The sequence below is a fragment of the Methanoregula boonei 6A8 genome (assembly GCF_000017625.1).
In the GTDB taxonomy this organism is placed as follows: domain Archaea; phylum Halobacteriota; class Methanomicrobia; order Methanomicrobiales; family Methanospirillaceae; genus Methanoregula; species Methanoregula boonei.
On the sequence record NC_009712.1, the window covers coordinates 1,154,025 to 1,171,365 of the forward strand.

20 protein-coding genes are annotated in these 17,341 nt (G+C 53.4%); 8 read left to right on the forward strand and 12 right to left on the reverse strand.

Annotated elements, in window-relative coordinates:
- Window positions 1-287: 287 nt before the first annotated feature.
- Both MBOO_RS06010 and MBOO_RS06015 read right to left on the reverse strand, forming a co-directional pair.
- Complete coding sequence (locus MBOO_RS06010; RefSeq protein ID WP_012106698.1) at window positions 288-1,352, reverse strand: epoxyqueuosine reductase; 1,065 nt, start codon at window positions 1,350-1,352, stop codon at window positions 288-290.
- Window positions 1,353-1,627: 275 nt separating this feature from the next.
- Window positions 1,628-2,845 (reverse strand): FprA family A-type flavoprotein, encoded by a 1,218-nt coding sequence (locus tag MBOO_RS06015; RefSeq protein WP_012106699.1) that lies wholly within the window; start codon window positions 2,843-2,845, stop codon window positions 1,628-1,630.
- A gap of 106 nt (window positions 2,846-2,951) precedes the next feature.
- Between MBOO_RS06015 and MBOO_RS06020 the strand changes: the two genes are divergently transcribed.
- The 3 genes from MBOO_RS06020 (at window position 2,952) to MBOO_RS06030 (ending at window position 5,611) form a co-directional block, all read left to right on the forward strand.
- Window positions 2,952-3,755, forward strand: coding sequence for a V4R domain-containing protein (locus tag MBOO_RS06020; RefSeq protein ID WP_012106700.1), 804 nt, complete (start codon window positions 2,952-2,954; stop codon window positions 3,753-3,755).
- A 115-nt stretch (window positions 3,756-3,870) separates the two neighbouring features.
- The gene (locus MBOO_RS06025; RefSeq protein ID WP_012106701.1) at window positions 3,871-4,821 is read left to right on the forward strand and encodes an aldolase; all 951 of its coding nucleotides are present in this window, start codon (window positions 3,871-3,873) and stop codon (window positions 4,819-4,821) included.
- A 205-nt stretch (window positions 4,822-5,026) separates the two neighbouring features.
- Entirely contained in the window at window positions 5,027-5,611 is a 585-nt protein-coding gene (locus tag MBOO_RS06030) for an HdeD family acid-resistance protein (RefSeq protein WP_012106702.1), read from the forward strand.
- Between the two features lie 35 nt (window positions 5,612-5,646).
- Here the strand turns inward: MBOO_RS06030 and MBOO_RS06035 are convergent, their stop codons facing one another.
- Entirely contained in the window at window positions 5,647-6,462 is an 816-nt protein-coding gene (locus MBOO_RS06035; protein WP_012106703.1) for an ABC transporter ATP-binding protein, read from the reverse strand.
- A gap of 104 nt (window positions 6,463-6,566) precedes the next feature.
- Between MBOO_RS06035 and MBOO_RS06040 the strand changes: the two genes are divergently transcribed.
- Entirely contained in the window at window positions 6,567-7,322 is a 756-nt protein-coding gene (locus MBOO_RS06040) for a SagB/ThcOx family dehydrogenase (RefSeq protein WP_012106704.1), read from the forward strand.
- Window positions 7,323-7,388: 66 nt separating this feature from the next.
- Here MBOO_RS06040 and MBOO_RS06045 read toward each other — a convergent pair whose 3' ends face one another.
- Complete coding sequence (locus MBOO_RS06045; protein WP_012106705.1) at window positions 7,389-7,754, reverse strand: STAS domain-containing protein; 366 nt, start codon at window positions 7,752-7,754, stop codon at window positions 7,389-7,391.
- 213 nt (window positions 7,755-7,967) lie between these two features.
- Between MBOO_RS06045 and MBOO_RS06050 the strand changes: the two genes are divergently transcribed.
- Window positions 7,968-8,384 carry an ATP-binding protein gene (locus MBOO_RS06050; RefSeq protein WP_012106706.1) on the forward strand — a complete coding sequence of 139 codons (417 nt, stop codon included), beginning with the start codon at window positions 7,968-7,970 and terminating at the stop codon, window positions 8,382-8,384.
- A gap of 27 nt (window positions 8,385-8,411) precedes the next feature.
- Here MBOO_RS06050 and MBOO_RS06055 read toward each other — a convergent pair whose 3' ends face one another.
- From MBOO_RS06055 to MBOO_RS06065, 3 genes are all read right to left on the reverse strand, one after another.
- Window positions 8,412-9,722 carry an STAS domain-containing protein gene (locus MBOO_RS06055; RefSeq protein WP_012106707.1) on the reverse strand — a complete coding sequence of 437 codons (1,311 nt, stop codon included), beginning with the start codon at window positions 9,720-9,722 and terminating at the stop codon, window positions 8,412-8,414.
- 95 nt (window positions 9,723-9,817) lie between these two features.
- Complete coding sequence (locus MBOO_RS06060; protein WP_012106708.1) at window positions 9,818-10,345, reverse strand: META domain-containing protein; 528 nt, start codon at window positions 10,343-10,345, stop codon at window positions 9,818-9,820.
- Window positions 10,346-10,433: 88 nt separating this feature from the next.
- Complete coding sequence (locus tag MBOO_RS06065) at window positions 10,434-10,781, reverse strand: hypothetical protein (protein ID WP_012106709.1); 348 nt, start codon at window positions 10,779-10,781, stop codon at window positions 10,434-10,436.
- A gap of 256 nt (window positions 10,782-11,037) precedes the next feature.
- On the opposite strand from MBOO_RS06065, the gene MBOO_RS06070 reads away from it, so the two are divergent.
- From MBOO_RS06070 to MBOO_RS06080, 3 genes are all read left to right on the forward strand, one after another.
- Complete coding sequence (locus tag MBOO_RS06070) at window positions 11,038-11,262, forward strand: hypothetical protein (RefSeq protein WP_012106710.1); 225 nt, start codon at window positions 11,038-11,040, stop codon at window positions 11,260-11,262.
- 170 nt (window positions 11,263-11,432) lie between these two features.
- Complete coding sequence (locus tag MBOO_RS06075) at window positions 11,433-12,038, forward strand: DUF308 domain-containing protein (protein ID WP_012106711.1); 606 nt, start codon at window positions 11,433-11,435, stop codon at window positions 12,036-12,038.
- A 19-nt stretch (window positions 12,039-12,057) separates the two neighbouring features.
- Window positions 12,058-13,215, forward strand: a complete 1,158-nt coding sequence (locus MBOO_RS06080; protein ID WP_012106712.1) for a geranylgeranyl reductase family protein — start codon at window positions 12,058-12,060, stop codon at window positions 13,213-13,215.
- Window positions 13,216-13,290: 75 nt separating this feature from the next.
- Here the strand turns inward: MBOO_RS06080 and MBOO_RS06085 are convergent, their stop codons facing one another.
- The 5 genes from MBOO_RS06085 to MBOO_RS06105 all read right to left on the reverse strand — a co-directional run bounded on the left by MBOO_RS06085 (window position 13,291) and on the right by MBOO_RS06105 (window position 17,102).
- Window positions 13,291-14,172, reverse strand: a complete 882-nt coding sequence (locus MBOO_RS06085) for a metal ABC transporter permease (protein WP_012106713.1) — start codon at window positions 14,170-14,172, stop codon at window positions 13,291-13,293.
- Between the two features lie 12 nt (window positions 14,173-14,184).
- The gene (locus MBOO_RS06090) at window positions 14,185-14,982 is read right to left on the reverse strand and encodes a metal ABC transporter ATP-binding protein (RefSeq protein ID WP_012106714.1); all 798 of its coding nucleotides are present in this window, start codon (window positions 14,980-14,982) and stop codon (window positions 14,185-14,187) included.
- Window positions 14,983-14,985: 3 nt separating this feature from the next.
- Complete coding sequence (locus MBOO_RS06095) at window positions 14,986-15,939, reverse strand: metal ABC transporter solute-binding protein, Zn/Mn family (RefSeq protein ID WP_012106715.1); 954 nt, start codon at window positions 15,937-15,939, stop codon at window positions 14,986-14,988.
- 151 nt (window positions 15,940-16,090) lie between these two features.
- Complete coding sequence (locus MBOO_RS06100) at window positions 16,091-16,516, reverse strand: metal-dependent transcriptional regulator (RefSeq protein ID WP_012106716.1); 426 nt, start codon at window positions 16,514-16,516, stop codon at window positions 16,091-16,093.
- Window positions 16,517-16,811: 295 nt separating this feature from the next.
- Window positions 16,812-17,102, reverse strand: a complete 291-nt coding sequence (locus MBOO_RS06105) for a hypothetical protein (RefSeq protein ID WP_012106717.1) — start codon at window positions 17,100-17,102, stop codon at window positions 16,812-16,814.
- Window positions 17,103-17,341: the final 239 nt, after the last annotated feature.

Sequence of the window (17,341 nt, forward strand, 5' to 3'; positions counted from 1 at the left end):
GAAATGAAAAGAAGAATCCTTCGTGCAGGTTTTTTGCCGGGGGCAAACCGGAAGATTTCCGTTTGTAATAAAGAAAATTACTGAAACGGTCCCCTCCATTGATCCTTGTGAAATAATCCGGAGAAGGGCACATGCATCCCAAAACCAGGGAACTATCGCCAGCATCTCATGCATTCCATCAGAAACTGCCGTGGTGCAGTTTCCTGATCGCAGCTACGGTCCTTAAAATCCCTTGTCCCATTCCTCTAGAAAATGCACCGGCGAAAAAGAGTGAGGCCACATCCGTATTATTGCTGTGTCTCCTCCGCCGGCTCGTACAGCCACCGCCGCTCCGGTTCCATGGCATCAAGATTCTGCCGTGCCTCTTTTGGGGATACCGCGTGACAGGAACCGTCTGCATCCTGGACAACAACGCCTCCCTCCATTACCATCCTGTACCGTTTCCCGCGGATCGCAGGATCGCGGTGGCAGACCAGCTGGCAGAATGAGCAGGAATAATCCAGCGCATAGCCGGGCCTAAATGAGATGTAAAAGATTTGATCGGGAAGTGTCCGTCCAAGGTATGCGGGCATGGCCCGGGCCATTGCCTGCGGGAGTTCCTCATCTTTCTCCGGAACCGGGTACCGCGATGGCGACCAGTTGGACCAGTTCCCGGACCGGTCAAGCCCCCCAATCCCCCCGCAGACGTACCCGCACCGGGAATATGCTCCGCGTTTTGCGTACGAAAATTCGCGGTCCCCAAGACGCACCGTTACCCTCGCGTCCGGGGAGATGAACCCGGACGGGCAGACTGCCCGGCACAGCCGACAGTCATTGCAGTAGTTTTCTCCTGCGGGAAGCGGATCGGTGGGCGCAAGTTCTGCCTCGGTAACCACCGATCCAAGGACAATGGCCGATCCGTAGTCACGCGTGATCACGTGGCCTGAGTACCCGAAATGCCCGATCCCGGACCGGACCGCGAGGTAACGGTGTGAGATAAGGGGAATACGATCGGCATAGGTTACGCCGTTCCCGTTCCGGTACTGGAAATTCGCACAGACCGGGACCGAGGCGTACCCGATCTGGGTAAGGAAATTGGCCATCTCCAGTGCAATCCCGTTGGCGAGAGTGGTGGCACGGATCTTGTTTTTGTTGAACGTCTCGTGGTCCTTTTTTGCCAGGTACCGCTCAAGTGCGGCTTCATCGAGCGCAATCGCAAAACAGATCGCAGACTGCGCTGTCGGTAGAACCTGCGTGAGATCGGCAGAAGGCGGTCCCCCGGCCAGTGTCTTGCAGGTTGCTATCCCGGAAAGATCTGCTCCCAGCCTTTTTGGCATCTCCAGCATCAGTTTGTTCAGGTCTGTTGTTGGCACAGGTCTCCTCCTCTCTGGTAAAAGAACCGGATACGGATGCATGGGGCATGTTGCCACTTATACCTGAGTGTCAGGAAAGTGTACAAATCCCTGTTTTGTGCAGAAAAATGACCGGGAATCCGGCAGGGATCCGGATTTTTCTTTGTAATCTGGGTTGTGTCCCGGGAGATTTGCATAAAAAAAAGGAGGAGATCGGTGCCCTTTTGGGCACCATGAGGGATGGGGCTGGTGCATGATGGCGGGGCATTGCTGCGCCGGGGGAATCGTTATTGAGCCTACATTGTTTTTACTTTGCGTGCAACCTCCCGGCCCAGTTCGTACAATTTTGCGAGTTCTGCTGCATCGGGCTTGTACAGCACTTCATATCCGTCGTTGATTGTCTCGATGCCGGCTTTCTTAAGCCCCTCGGTGACGATCTTAATTGCGCCACCCTGGCCGCCATGCGATCCGAAGGCAAACCCGATCTTTTTAGCGGTCAGCCTGCCGGGGCGGACACCGTGCAGGTACGAGAGGAAGTCGGCCACGGTCGGGTACACTTCATCCTGGAGCGTGGGAGAACCAACGAGAACCGCCTTTGAATCAAGAATCTCGGTGACTACGTTGCTCCGGTGTGTTCCTTCGAACCTCCCGTCCTTGAGCATGCAGACTTTCACCGCAACGCCTTCGGCCATGACGCCTTCGGCCAGCATCTGGGCCATCATGTCGGTAGAGTGATGCATGGTATCATAGACTATGGTCACTTTATTCTTTGCAACGCCATGCGACCAGTTCACGTATGCTGTGATGATGTCGCCGGCATATGATCGCCAGATGATCCCGTGGCTCGGTGCGACCATGGAGATAGGGATGCCGAGTTTGGTGACCTCGTCAAGTTTCTTTAATACTTTGGGCGCGAGGGGAACTATCAGGTTTGCAAAGAACTTCTGCGCATGGGCAAAGGATGCTTCTTTTCCCAGTTCGTCATCGAAACGTTCGCAGCCGGCAATGTGCTGGCCGAAGGCATCGTTTGGGAAGAGTATCTTGTCCTCGGCGAGATAGGTGAACATGGAGTCGGGCCAGTGGAGCATCGGGGCTTCGACAAACACCAGTGTTTTTCCGCCCAAATCGATCTTGTCCAGGCTTTTTACGGTCTTGAAGTTCCAGCCCTTGGTATCGTAGTACTTTCCAAAACCGGTAACCGCTGCTTCCGTACAATAGATCGGGACACCCGGAAGGAGTTTGGTGAGCATCGGGAGCGCTCCCGAGTGATCTTTTTCCACGTGATTTGCTACGATGATGTCGATCTTCTTTGGATCAATAATATCCTTAATCCGCTCCATCATCTGGAATTCATGGCCGGGATAGGTATTGTCGATGAGTGCGGTATGCTTCTTTCCTACCACAAGATAGGCATTATATGTCGTGCCCGGCAGGGTATAACCGTGGTAGTCGCGCAGGTTCCAGTCAATGGCACCTACCCAGTAGACGCCTTCTGCTAATTTTGTTGCTTTCATGGCAGTTCACCATTTGTTCTATCAAATACGAACATTCTATTTGTTACGAACAGATTATATATCTAGTTTGCGTTTAGTGATATAGACAAATCTGCGGGAGTACTTCATGTCAGGAGAAAAGGAATCCGAACAAGAGTGCCGCCCTGATGCTACACCGGCCGTGGGCCTTTTTGCAACACCGTCCGGTATACGGGCAGTGCAGTCACCGGCGCGTGCGAAGATTCTTTCCGTGCTTGCTGAGCACGAACTGCCCTTTGACGAGATTGTCCGGCAGTCGGGGAAAGCAAAGTCCACGGTCTCGGTGCAGCTCCAGGGACTCGAACATGAAGGGATTATAATCGGGAGGAGGAATCCCGAAGATTCCCGCAAGAAACTCTTCTCCATTTCCTCACCACTGGTTGGGAATCTTGCCGGTGTCCGCCCGGATCTCAAAGAGACCCCGGAGGGTCTCGCCCGGCTGGTGGCCGGCCCGAATCCGTTCCGGTTCTACCGGCTGATGTTCCGGACGATCCGGGTCTCGCTTCTTTCTGAAGGGATCAACATCGACCCGGTGCTCAGGAATGCAGGGTACGAGGTCGGTGAGCGGATCTATTCGGCCCTTGCGGCCCCGGGCCTTGAAGAGATCCTGGAAAGGACCACAAAATTCTGGACCAAAAATAACCTTGGCACTCTTGAAGTGGAGAGTACCGGGCCACTGGTGATGAGGGTGTATGACTGCTTTGAGTGCGGGAGCCTGCCGGAGCTTGGGCGCCCGGCCTGTGCCTTTGACTCCGGGATTCTCCAGGCAATATTTACCCGGCATTACCGGAAACCCCAGCAGGTGGATGAGACAGCCTGTTATGCGATGGGCGACGATCACTGCCGGTTCGTGATTGCTCCGGGAACTCCCGGTATTGCTCCATCGGCATAACGATCTTCACCAGAACGGTTTTTTATTATTGTGCCGGGCCGGATCAACCGAAAACATCCTATCCCGGCAGACCGGATATCAACCGGTAAGTTACATTGTGCCCGGGGGTTTTCCCATGCCATACACTGTTATCCTGATCTCTCCTGAAGAAAAAGAACATCTTGACGGGTGTTGTGCCCCCCGGGTGCGGTACGAGATCAAATCCGAGATCTTTGGGTGCTGCATCAAGCTCCTCACCGATGAGAAAGCCCTTGCCGAAACATGGCAGGAGAACTTCTCTCCCATGTCACAGGCCATCCGCTCGCACGGCCGGCTTTACGTATTCCGCGACCCTTCGATTGCGGAGAATACCGTGCGGTTTGACCCGTATTCCAAGACCGTGTTTCTCTTTAACTTCTCCTACTATGGCTGGATCAAATCGATTGCACTTGGCCTGTGCGGGGATATTCTTGAAGACGAGCACGGGATCTTCTCGATCCACGGGGCCTGCGTGGACGTGTACGGCAGAGGGCTCGCGCTCGTCGGGGTCTCAGGCGCGGGAAAGACCACGCAGACCTATGGCCTCCTCCGGGACCCGCATACCCGGATCATCTCGGACGACTGGTTCTTTGGCCGGGTTTTTGGCCCCGAAATCCTAGCCTACGGTTCGGAGCGCAACTTCTATATCCGGCAGGATCTCTCCGCGATCTGGAAGGAGTTTGGCGGTCTCGTGGCAGCAAACGAGTACGATGCGGACGGCCGGGCCGTGGCAGATATCCGCTGGGTGGTGGGGAAGGGCCGCCTTCTCCCACTCACCACTCTTGGGACGATCGTTATCCTTCACCATGATCCTTCCGATCCCCGGATCCTCTGCCGGATGGAAAAGGATGAGACACTTGCTCTTTTTACCCAAAACGGGTACTTCAACCCGCACCTGCTGGTGCGGGATGCCCGAAAGACTGCGATCCGCGACCGCTCCCTTGGTGAGCTTCTCGACCGGACAGACTGTTACCTGCTCAACACCACCGGGACGCCAAAAGAGACACAGGAGCAGATCAGGAATATTATCGGGATAAAAACTGAGTAAAACGGCAGGACCGGGAAAAATAGTGCAAGGGGGATAAGGAAGTTATTCCCCCCATATAGGCAGAAGGGGAAATCCCCGGCAACGTCCGATTCCTGTGAGCGGTACTGACGGGTTATCTATCAGACCGGGCGGACCGTGCAAAAAAAAGACAACCTTCAAATATCTGCCCGGGCAGAGTTCACATATAAATTTTGAGGTACTTGTTATGACTGATACTGCTGTTTCCCCTGCTTCGGTGCAACCGTGCGATTGGTTTACTTCCGGCTTCCATCCCTGGTGGCTCCTGCTCCTGTGGGGACTGCTCTCCCTTATCATCGGGATCATGTTCCTGTCCTCTCCGGGCATCACGACCATTGTCTTTGTCACCTTCCTTGGCGCTTACTGGCTGGTAAGCGGGATCTTCTCGCTTGCGAGCCTTGCGATTGACCGGACAGACATGGGCTGGAAGATTCTCCTTGCGGTCCTCAACCTGATCGCCGGTATCATCGTTCTTACCTACCCGCTGTACAGTACTGTTCTCCTCCTGACGTTCCTTGTCATCCTTGTCGGGGTCTGGGCCTGCATTACCGGGGGCGCCCACCTGTACGTGGCATTTGCCAAGAAGGATGCAGGAAATGGTGTCCTTGGGTTTATCAGTCTCCTCTTTGGGATCCTGCTGTTGATCTTCCCGCTCATCTCGGCAGTGCTTGTGCCGTTTATCGCCGGGATCTTTGCGATCGTCATCGGCTTTGCCGCTATCGTTGCCGCGTATGGCGCAAAAAAGGTCGTGGATGCTGCACCGGCAGCGTGACCGGATCCACCACGTTTTTTTTCTTTTGCCCGGGGTCAGTACCCGGTAGCGTAATACCAGCCGTTTTCTTCCCGCACATGAACGGGGACCGAGAAAAGCCCGCCGATCCTTTCATCGGTCAGCATTTCAGTTTTCTTTCCATCGCCAAAGACCCTGCCGTCCTTCATCATCACAATTCGGGAGATCTCCGGAATGATATCGTGGAGGTTATGGGTCACAAGGATGATCCCGGTTCCCGATTGGGCAACCGCCCGAAGAGCCTGCCGGAAGGTATGCAGGGCAAAGAGATCGAGGCTGCTTGTCGGCTCGTCAAGGAGGAGGGTCTTTGGCCCAAATGCAAGGGCCCGCCCGATCAAAAAGCGACGTGCTTCGCCGGAAGAGAGCGTATTCATGAGCCGGCCTGACAGGTGATCGATCCCAAGGAGCCGCTCAATTTCTTTGGCCCTCTCCTCCATTGCCGGTGTAATCTCCCGGTTGAACAGGCCGATGCTGGAAAAGAACCCCGAGAGGATGACCTCGCGGCCGGTAAGGGGGCGCGTGAACGTGTACTGGAGATCGTTTGAGACGATCCCGATATGCGACCTGAGGGCAAAGACATCCCAGACATCTGCGCCCCGGAACCGGAATGTGCAGGGCTCTTTTGAGATCACCGGATAGTACTCGCGGGTGATGGCTTTTACAAGCGAGGACTTTCCTGCACCGTTTGGCCCGAGGATCGCGGTGTTCTCACCTTCATAGAGCGTAAGGGACAAAGAATCGAGCGCCCGTACATCGCTCCGGGTCACGGTTACGTTTTCAAACTCGATAAGCGGCAATCCCCGGTCCGGGCTGCATGCAGTACCGTGTGGCATCGTACTCCCTTAGTGTGGAATCACTGTTTTTCTTTCCCGGCTGATATCCGTTCCCACGCCCCGGCACAAGGACTATCTGGGACGGGCACTTAAGATCGTTACCTATGCCAGACCCGATTCAGCGCCCGCCCGGCGCCGGGCAGGAGTTCATGGAGCGCACGAAATACCGGTGCCTGGGCCGGTCCGATCAGGAAAAGGGTATTCCCCAGCCTCCGCTTGAACTCCCGCCGGCACCCGGTCTTCCGGTCATCGATCTTGTAAAACCTGAAGACATTGTAATCCCCCCACTCGATCTCAGGGCCGCGATTGAACGCCGGCACAGTGTCCGGTTGTACCAGAGGGAGCCGATCAGTCAGGAGGAGCTCTCGTTTCTTCTCTGGTGCACGCAGGGTGTCCGGTATGTGCACGGCAGCGCTGCTACCTTCCGCACTGTCCCGTCGGCCGGGGCACGCCACGCCTTTGAGACGTACCTGCTGGTAAACGATGTCAGCGATCTTGAACCGGGCCTGTACCGCTACCTGGCTCTCTCCCACCGACTCCAACAGATACCCTCAGACCCGGATATCCACATCAAAATTGCCCATGGCTTTATGGACCAGGACTTTGTCATGCGCTGCTCTGTGGCCTTCCTCTGGACGGCGGTTTGTTACCGGATGACCTGGAGGTACGGCGAGCGCGGGTACCGGGACCTGCACCTCGATGCCGGCCATGTCTGCCAGAACCTGTACCTTGCAGCAGAAGCGATCGGCTGCGGGGTCTGTGCCCTTGCAGCGTTTGATGATGACCTGATGGCCGCGATCCTTGGGATTGACGGGACCGGACAGTTCATGATCTACGGTGCAACCGTGGGAAAGACCTAAAGAAAGGGCAATGACAAAACCGTGTGACCCGCCGCACAATTGCTGCAGCAGGCAAAGGAGGGGAGATTATTTTGGGGAACTGACAGCCGCAAGGGCATCGGATACTGTTGCATAGATGGAGAAGATGGTAGTGAAGCCGGCAAGATTCATCACCTTTTGCACCTCGACCGACAAGCCACAGAGCACGAACCGGTCCCCGTTGCTGTGCAGTTTCTTTGCTGTGGCCAGAAGGACGCGCAGGCCCCCGCTGGAGATATAAGCAAGCCCGGAGAGGTCGAGAATAATCTGCCGCTCGCCCATGCCGATATGGCTGTTTATGGCGCCCTCGAATTCCCCGGCTGTTGTGGCGTCAATGCGTCCTTTGACCGAGAGAATAGCAGCCGTATCGTGTTTGGCCACGGTAAGGGTAAATGTTGTTTCGGGAAGGTCCATGGGGATCACTCAGAGGTGGGGCAGGTACAGAGGTGTCTCCTCTACACATATCATTTCCGGGTACAGATAATCTTTCCTTTTGTGGATGCGGCATAAGCCGGCTTTTTATGGGTTTATAAAAAACTATGATCTCATAAGGATACTACCCTCCATGCAGATTCCTGTAACCGCAGAAAGCCGGCATACCGGGTCATATATTACGGAGGCGCAGATGTGCCTGCCCTAACCGAGTTTGTCATACCGGCCCGGCTCGAAGCCGTACCCGGGGTTGCTGTCGCGATTGAAGAGTTCATGAAGGGGACCGGTTTTTCCGTCCAGGCAATTCTTGATATCCAGCTTGCCCTTGAAGAGGTGATTGCCAATTCCGTTGAACACGGGTACCAGGGAAGCGAGGGTGAGATTGCCATTTGTTGCGAATTCCGTGATGGTGTCTTAACCGTGGAGATCAGCGATCGTGCACCGGCGTTTAACCCTCTTGTTGTGGCTGACCCGGATATCACCTCCCCGCTTGAGGAGCGAAAGATTGGCGGGCTTGGCATCTATCTTGTCCGGCAGGTGACCGATACTGTTGCCTACCGGTACAACGAAGGAAAAAATATCCTGACTCTCACCAAAAAGAAGGATCGATAAGGAAGGGGGTCAGGAAAAATAGAGGGGTTAGGGCTCGCGCACAATCTCCTGGATATACGCAACGCCGATCTTTGCGCGCCGGAGCCGGGTGCTGTCCAGCAGGTGGCGCATATCCACAAACGTGGCATCGTTTACGATCTTTTTTACCTGGGTATTGAGATCAAGCGAAGCATCGAAGGGGACGCCGCGGAATACTACCCCGTGGTTGTGGAGATATGTGGCTTTTGATGCTGCCCGGCTCGCCGGGTTTGCATAATACAGCGCATCGAGATCCTCAGGCTGGAAGCCGGTAATGCTTGCGGCAAGATCGATCCCAAAGCCAAAACTCACCAGCGTATCGCCCTTATAGGACATGCCGGTGTCGGATGCCATCCACTCGCCGGAGATGGCCGGATCCATGATCGTGGCAGTGCCGGGCAACCCGGTGCCTGCAACCGGGGCCTTCTTGATCCCGGAGCTTGCAAGACCATCGATCACGCCCCAGATCGCAACCGCAACCACTCCCTTGTAACTCTTGATTCCCCGATCCCTGGCACCGGCAAAGATCATCCGGTATATATCGGCAATGCTCACGCTCTTTCCCTCTTCGACAGAAAGCGCCAGGTACTCGTTGAACGGGCCGTCCAGGGTCACGTTATAGCCTGTGTACACCGGTACATCAGCCTCCGCATCGAGAGGTGTGAGAAAATCGGGGGTATTATTCCCATCGGTAGGCAGCCAGACCATGGAGCCGTAGAGCGTGATCATCTCACCAAGAAGCAGCATTGCATCCTTTTTGTCTGCCCCAAGCGCCCCGAGGCCCAGTGAGTACGTAATCTCGGAGAACTTCCTGGTTTTTATATCCGCCTCGGTGAGCTTAGCGTGCAGCACCTTTGAAAGATCGCCCGTGATCCGGAGCACGGGAGGGCTGGTCATCCAGCCGGGCTCGATGGTAAGGGAGATCCCTTCTTCCTCGATCTTTTTGTAAAAGATCTCGTTAAAGAGTGTCGGGTTCCTGCGTTTCTTGCGTATATCGTCAACCGCCGCATCCGTAGTCGGGAATATCTCAAGGATGGTCGAGAACCCTGCCATATCCAGCACTTTTTTTGGGTATTCCCCAACCGCAGCTAAGGCAAAGCGCCCGTTCCTGCGTTTCATCTCCTTTTTGAGCATGTTGAACGTGCGCAGCCCGCCGCTGGAAAGATACGTGGTTCCGGACAGGTCCAGTACCAGTTCCTTATCATCGTCATGCAGTGCGCCCTTGATCCATTCATCCAGCTGCTGGGCGCCAAACGCATCCAGCCGTCCGTTGATAAAGAAGACAAGCACGCCTTCTTTTCGTTCGCTCCTGGCTTCCATGGTTCTCCAGCCTTCTCTCCGTAATAATACTTCATGCACCCGGAGTTTATAATGTTCGTATCTCGTTTTTTTACGAGCGGCCTTTAAAAAAAGGATCAGGTGCCGGCCAGGTCAAAGACAAGAAGCGGGCGGCCTGCGGCATCGGAAACAAAAATCTGTCCGGACCGGAACCGGAGGCCGGATGCACGGGTAAGGTCGCTGAAGTAAAGCGAGGTGGCGTTTCCTGTCCCGGGATCATCGCAGGAACCGGATATAATGCTGCCATCAGAGATATGGATAGAGGTCGCATTCCGCACGTACTGGTAGGAATAGGCAGTGCAGCCGCTCATCCCCCTCAGGGTGCCGTCGCCCGGCAGGCCAAAGGAGATGTTGGATCCCGCCCCGTCTTTTACCGGGACCATGGTCCCCTGTGCATCTGCGTACGAAGAAAGCGTCCATTGTGTATCTGTCAGGTTAACCTCAATGGGATGGGTAATGCCCTGGACCTGGCCGTAGAGGATCATGAGAAGCAGGATACCGATCATTGCCATGACCGCCCAGAACCACGGGCCCATGGGTGCCGGTGGCAGGATCACCGGCTCTTCTTCCAGTTCTTCGAAAGCAGTCTCCTCATCGTCATCCATATCAGTACAACATGCCCTGCAGCACAATTAAGTGTTCGCGGATCCGCGTGCTGTGATTTGGAAGAAAGGAAAAGTGTCTGCTCGTTCCTTAGTTTTCCATGTCCCGGAGCACGTCAGCAAGTTGGGGCCGGGACCTCGAAAGCACATCGGTGGTTATCCTCCAGAGAATCCGGGGGCGGCTGGCAGGATCGGCCCGGGAGATTGTGTCTTCCAGCGCATCAAGATCTTTCCAGGGAACAAGCAGGTATTTTACCCGTACAATGGTGGAGATCTCACGATCGTACGCTGTAATAGCACAGATATACCCCGTAATAGTGGTCTGGGCCTTATAGTCCTGGCAGAAATCCTCGTACCGGTACTTTTCGGCAAGATCGGCAGCCTGATCGATCGCGGCAATAATGCCACGCAGCTGCCTGCAGGTGTCCTGTTTTTTCATGGTTACTAATGTCCGGAACTGACCCCGTCCTGCGGCAGCAGGTGCCTTCTCTTCTGGGGAGGAGGAATGGCCCTGTTCGCGCGGCAGGGGATCCCGGATACCTGCGTGATGTTGGAAAAGAGCGGCCAAATACTTTCTGAGGCTATTGAAACGGCGTATATTTCCCAGTGGTCATTCTCCCCCGTCACCTGGTGCAACCCCGTTAGGGCCGCATTTTTTTGCGCTTTTTTAATAGGAAAGAACCCCAAGTACAGGTATGGATTTTGCCACTGTCAGGAAATGGGTGATCTTCTTTCTGGGGATCCTTATTGCCATCGTTATAGCCAATGCGCTCTCGAATCTGATCACTGCTTACACCGGTCTTTCCGGCTGGGTGAACTTTGTGGTGGGCTTTGTCCTCTATGCGGTCATCTTCTTTGCCATCCTTTACGTGCTGGAAAAAGCCATTGGTATAGAATTTTTTGGGTTTGGGCGCGAATAAGGGCACATCATTGCAGCCAATTTTTTCCGGGAAGCCTGTATTTAAGGGAAAATATGCCCTGGCAGGGCCCGGTGCGTGATCGATAATCGCGGGGATCTAAAAAAAACCTGTAACCGGTTCTCCCGAAACGGTATACGAAACTATTAACACGATCACAGAGACGTAATTCTATGGATGCGAAAACGTCCTGCCTGCTCAAGGGGCTTGCAGGAGTTATCTTCGGCGGTCTTGCGCTGGTGGTGCCAGGGCCCCTTCTTGCCTTCTTTACCGGAATAATCCTGATCCTTCTTATTACGGGAATGGTCCTGTCTATCCTGATTGCCATCAGCTCCTCTGCAGAGGAATCATTTTTCTGGTTTTTGTGTGCAGTGGGCCTGCTCATTGTCGGGATAGTCGATCTGCTCTTCCCGGATTCGGTTTCGCTTATTTTCGCACTGGCCATTGCCGGGCTCGCATTCTATGCCGGCTACACCGGTGTAGCGTTTGCCCTGACCCGCCCGCAGACAAAATGGTATCTTGTGGGGAGCGTTGCCGCCGCTAGCGTGATCCTGTTCTCTGTTTTCCTTATATATGTCCCGTCCATGCAGTCACACCTGGTTATGACCGTTGTCGGGACAATCGCCCTTGTCCTTGGCCTTTTTGCTATCCTGACCGGAATAACCGTCAAAAACAGCGAGGAACTACCCCCGTCTCCCCGTACGCTTATCCTCAGCCGGATCAAGATAAACCCTGCGAACAAACCCGAAGAGAAATCCGGGGACCAGGTCTCCAAGTAACAATCCTGGTGCAGAGGTAATGAGCAGGCCGGCGTATGATGTCGTGGTTGCCGGTGCCGGGCCGGCTGGTTCTGCTGCCGCCCGTGCCTGTGCAGAGCAGGGGCTTTCGGTGCTCTGTGTGGAAGAGCAGGGAACCATCGGGTACCCGGTCCAGTGCGCCGGCCTCCTTTCCCGGGCAGCTTTCGAAGAATGTGCAGTTTCGCGGCGATCGATCCAGAATACCGTGACCGGCGCCCGGATCGTGCCTTCGTCCGGGCAACCTCTGACAATAAACGCCGGAGTCCCCAAGGCATATGTTGTTGACCGTGCCCTGCTTGATCGGGAGATGGCGCAGGCAGCAGCTGATGCGGGAGCAGAGTTCCGGCCCAAAACGGCGGTCTGCGGAATACAGGACGGGAAGGCGATAACCCGGGGGGCTAATGGGCATGAAGAGATTCCCTTTCGCATCCTGATCGCGGCGGATGGCCCGCGGGGTACAATAGCACGATCGCTTGGGTTTGCCCGGCCGCCGGTCTTTTTGGCCGGCATCCAGGCCGAGGGAGTTTTGCATAAGGAAATCGATCTGGTGGAACTGTACCCGGATGCATCCCCGGAATTCTTTGGGTGGGTCATTCCCAACGGTAATGGACGGGCAAGGGCCGGTCTGTGCGGGAAAGTGCAGGTCAAAGAACGCTTTGCCGCATTTCTCAAAAGAACCGGTCTTCAATCCGATCTGCACCTGGTCACCGGCACGATCCCTCTTGGTGTGATGCCTCGTACCTATGGACAACGGACGCTTTTTGTGGGAGATGCCGCCGGGTTTGCCAAACCTACCTCTGGCGGGGGGGTGTACACCGGTGTCCGGTCTGCCCGGCATGCCGCAGCGGTGGCAGCTGCCTGCTGCGAACAGGACTGCTTCTCCGATAGTGCGCTTGCAGAGTACGAGCGGCGCTGGCAGGAGGATATCGGGCGGGAACTCTCCATGGGGTACCGCCTTTTCCAGATGCGCCAGCACCTTCCGGCAGAAACTATAGACCAGATGATCCATGCAATGAGCGATCCGGCAATAGTGCAGGAAATCCTCCGGTACGGGGACATGGACCGGCCTGCAAAAATTGCCGGCATCCTGGTCCGGCATCCTTCGCTTTTCCGGTTCTTTTCGCCTCTTCTTCTTTCCGGTATTCGATCGTTTTTTTAATGAGATAAAATTTGTAAGAGCAAAAAACGGGCTTTGGAAAACTGACACGAAAATTGAGGAATTCAATCGCGCCTTTCAGCCCCTATTTTCATGACGGGACAGCCTTTTGGAAATAAAAGAGGCATTGATCTTCTGAAAGATTAGGGTAATCAGGTATATCGAAAATACTATGGTTGTGATGAAAAAACTCACCGGGTATGGCTCATAAAACGAGACAAAGAGCCCGATCCACGTTGCAATGAGCGCAATGAAAACGGATATCATTATCGCATTCAGGGGTCGTTTCGCTAACCGCTGAGCAATTGCTGCCGGTGTCACCATTAATGCAAAAATAAGGAGGACTCCGACGACCTGAACTGAGATCGATGTCGCCACTGCAACCAAAAGCATGAAAATTACTCCGAGGAAAAGGGTGGGCAGTCCTTTTGCCTCTGCCACGTCTTCATCAAGAGATGCAAATAAAAGCGGTCGGTACACGACAGCGGTTAACAAAAGAATTACCAGGCTCGCAACAAGTGTTACAAGGACATTGTTCCCGCTGATGCCCAGGATTTCTCCAAACAGGATAGAGTACGCTTCGGTTGCATACCCGCTATAGAGGCTGATGAACAGGACGCCCAGGCCAAGCATGAACGCCAAAACCGTTCCGATCTGAATATCCCGGGAAGCGGCACGCCGGCCAAGCAGCCCGATAGTAATGCCTCCCCCACTCGTAAACAGCAGGAGGCCTATGATTGGGTCGACCCCAATAAGAACGGCTCCGGCGGCCCCTGCAAACCCTATATGGGAAAGGGCATGTGCTGCAAACGACGAGCGACGGAGCACGACAAAATAGCCCACAATGCCTGCGATGATCGCAACAATTGTCCCGGCTTCAAAGGCATGCTGCATGAAGTCGTACTGCCACATCACCTGGAGATCGGATAACAGGTTAAAGCTAAAGGAAATATCAACCATAATGGCCCCGGTTTAATCGTAATGATGCTGGTTTTCTTCAGTGCCTATGACTGCGATCTGACCCCGGGAACCCCGCAGTACCTCAACCTGAACCCCGTATAACGCGGACAAGGCTTCGGAGGTCAGGACTTCATCCGGCTTCCCGATAGCAACCCTGCCGTTGGCGATATAGATCACTTTATCGAGAACCGGCAGGAGAGGATTTATGTTGTGGGCGATGAGCAACGCAGTCACATCGCGCGATCGAACCACATTATGGATAACCTGAACCAATTCCTGCTCACGCCGGATATCAAGATTCGACAGCGGTTCATCCAGTAATAGTAAATGTGGATTGCTTACCAGCGCTTCTGCAAGGAATACCCGCTGTAATTCTCCCCCCGATAATCCCCCAAGGGAACGATGTGCCAGATCTTCTGCTCCGACGGCTTTTAATGCATCAAACGCGATCTGGTGATCGTTCCGGGAAAATGGGTTCAATCCCCATTTATTGCCGGAAAATCCAAGCCGCACCAGTTCAAGGGATTCGAGCGTCGTATCGGCATCAATTACGTGCCTTTGCGGCACGTATCCGATATGCTCATTACCGCGTTTTGGCCGGGCATTAAATACTTTAATATTGCCTCGTATTGGTTGTTGTAACCCGAGAAGCAGACGAAACAGGGTCGTCTTACCCGACCCGTTGGGACCGATAATCGCAACAAATTCGCCATGTTCGATCGCAAAACTGGCGTTCTGCCAGACGGTATTTTCCTGGTATCCTGCGGTCAGGTTTTCTGCGGTGATAATCGGTGGAAGGTTGTCTTTCATGGATTAACTTCCCAGAGATTTTGCATTGAGCGCGTTCTGAAGAGAGATTAACTCTGCGTTCATCCAGTCCTGGAATGAGACATCGGGGGGTTGGATAGTCTCTGTTATACCAATAACAGGGATCCCCTGTTCTGAGGCCAGTTTCTTTATGTTATCAGTGAGCGGCGTAACTGTCTGCTGGTTATAGACAAGCACACTCACATTATCGCTCTGGAGCTGTGTTTCAAACTGGACAACACTGTCTGCCGGTGGATCGTTTCCTTCGGCCACAGCGTGAGTAAATGCCGGGGGTGAGACAAGATCCAGGCCGGTAGCGTTTGCCAGGTATTCAAAGATGGATTCGGTGGCTGCAACTTTCGTGCCCCCGAATTGCTGTTTGATCTCGCCGATCCGGTTCTGGTATTGGGACAGCGATACCTGCAGGTTGGCATAATTCTGCTCATAGTCTTTGGCATTGGACGGATCGATGGAAATAAGATCTAATTCCATCTGTTTTGTAGTCTCGTTCACGTAATCAGGGTTGTACCAGAAATGAGGATTATCGCCGTTCTGTTGTCCAATAAGATTGGCCACATTCAGCACTTTGGCATTCGGTTTGATCCCTGCCCCAATAAGTTTGTCAGCCCATTCATCGTATCCGGCACCGTTGACAACGATATAGTCTGCCGTTGCAAATGCACGCGCATTCGCAGTATTGCTTTCATACTCATGGGGATCGGCATTAGGATCTGAAACTATACTCAGCACCTGGACATGCGTCCCGCCAATCTGTGAAACCAGGCTGCCCCAGAAATTTTCAGCCGCAACAATCTGTATCTTTTGGGTTGTGTTGTTGAGAATAGAATTGGGAGGAGTCGCAACAGAATTTGACTGTGTACAACCCGCCACAATAATAAAAATAGCCATAATGATAAAAAATGTGATTCCTCCGATGGCGACATACGTTTTCGACTTCATTGTTTTCTGCCCTCTCAAGATGTATGATGTTGAGCAACTGCTTCGCTGGTTGTCCATATAATAATTATGCGAATTTTGGATATTGCCCAAAATTTAATTCAATGTTACATTCAGCCCAAAAAGATTCAAAAGCGCTTCCCTTTTCCGGAGATCATTCCTCAAGGCACCCGTCAGTATGCGTGATATCCCCGCATATCCCTTTGTTGGGATGTCCCATGGCCCGACACATCAGATCTATTGCATCCTTCGATACGAAACTCTCGAACCTTGAGACCTCAAGACATGCCTGTTCATGCGAAAGACCAAAATGCGTCATCGCCAAGGCGAGTATTCTGTGCCTTTTTATCAGGAATTCTGCTGTGATTTTTCCTTTTGCCGAAAGGGAGACCCCGTGATAGGGTGTGTAATCTAGAAAGCCGTCATCAGTAAGTTCACTCATCGTTTTTGTGATCGTCGATGGGTCCACACCAAAACCTGCGGCCATATCCTTTGTCTTTACCGGGCCGTTTTTCCCGGTAAGGAATTTGATATACTCAACTTTCTTCGGGGAAAGTTCTAGTCCGGAATCAGTGTGCATATGACTGGATTATTATGTAAAATCGATAAATGTTTGCTATTGTACCAAAATATCTTAAGAATACCTGTTCTTGTCTTGAGAATTGTTTTTAAAAACTGCCAAAATGTTGTATCCGACAAGACACTTCCTGCGTGATCGTGTATCCCGAATATCCCGGTGGGAAAATGAAATGTCCTGTATCCTTCGGCCCCTGGTTAATGGACGAGCAATGTCAGATCAAACCGGGGCTTTGAAGCGTAGAACCGGAACTTTTTTTGAGGTTACCCGTTCAGGTTGAAGAAAATAAAAAAGAAAATTATGCTTTTTTCTCGACAAGCTCGATCTCGATGCCACCAATACTGTTTGCAAAGATGTTATACAGGAAGGCAAGGATCGCACCAGCGATGAATGCCATGATCCCAAAGATGATGGGGAAGACGATGATGGAGAGAAGGCCGAGGGTCGTCAGGCCCGGGAGGCCATGCATGGCCCCGATGGCCGTGCCAAGGATGGCAAACAGGACGCCATAAATCAGGCCGAACACGATACCGAACAATGCATGGATTTTTGCCCATGAGATAATGTCAATGCTTTTGATAACCGTCATACAACGTTCCGGTGAAACTGTGCGCACCCCATGGTAAAAAGCCTTTTGAAGTGTTCTTACGGGAGGAATCTGCTCTTCCCGGTGTATTTTACGGGGATCGTTATCAGATCAGCCGCCTGTAGTTACGGCTCGTGAATTTTTTTCATCGTTCTTCGTAAACAAAGCGCCGGGCAATGTGCCGCAACCTGCAAGGGGAAACAACATAATTTCCCTGCAATGAATAATTACCCGAATGAAAA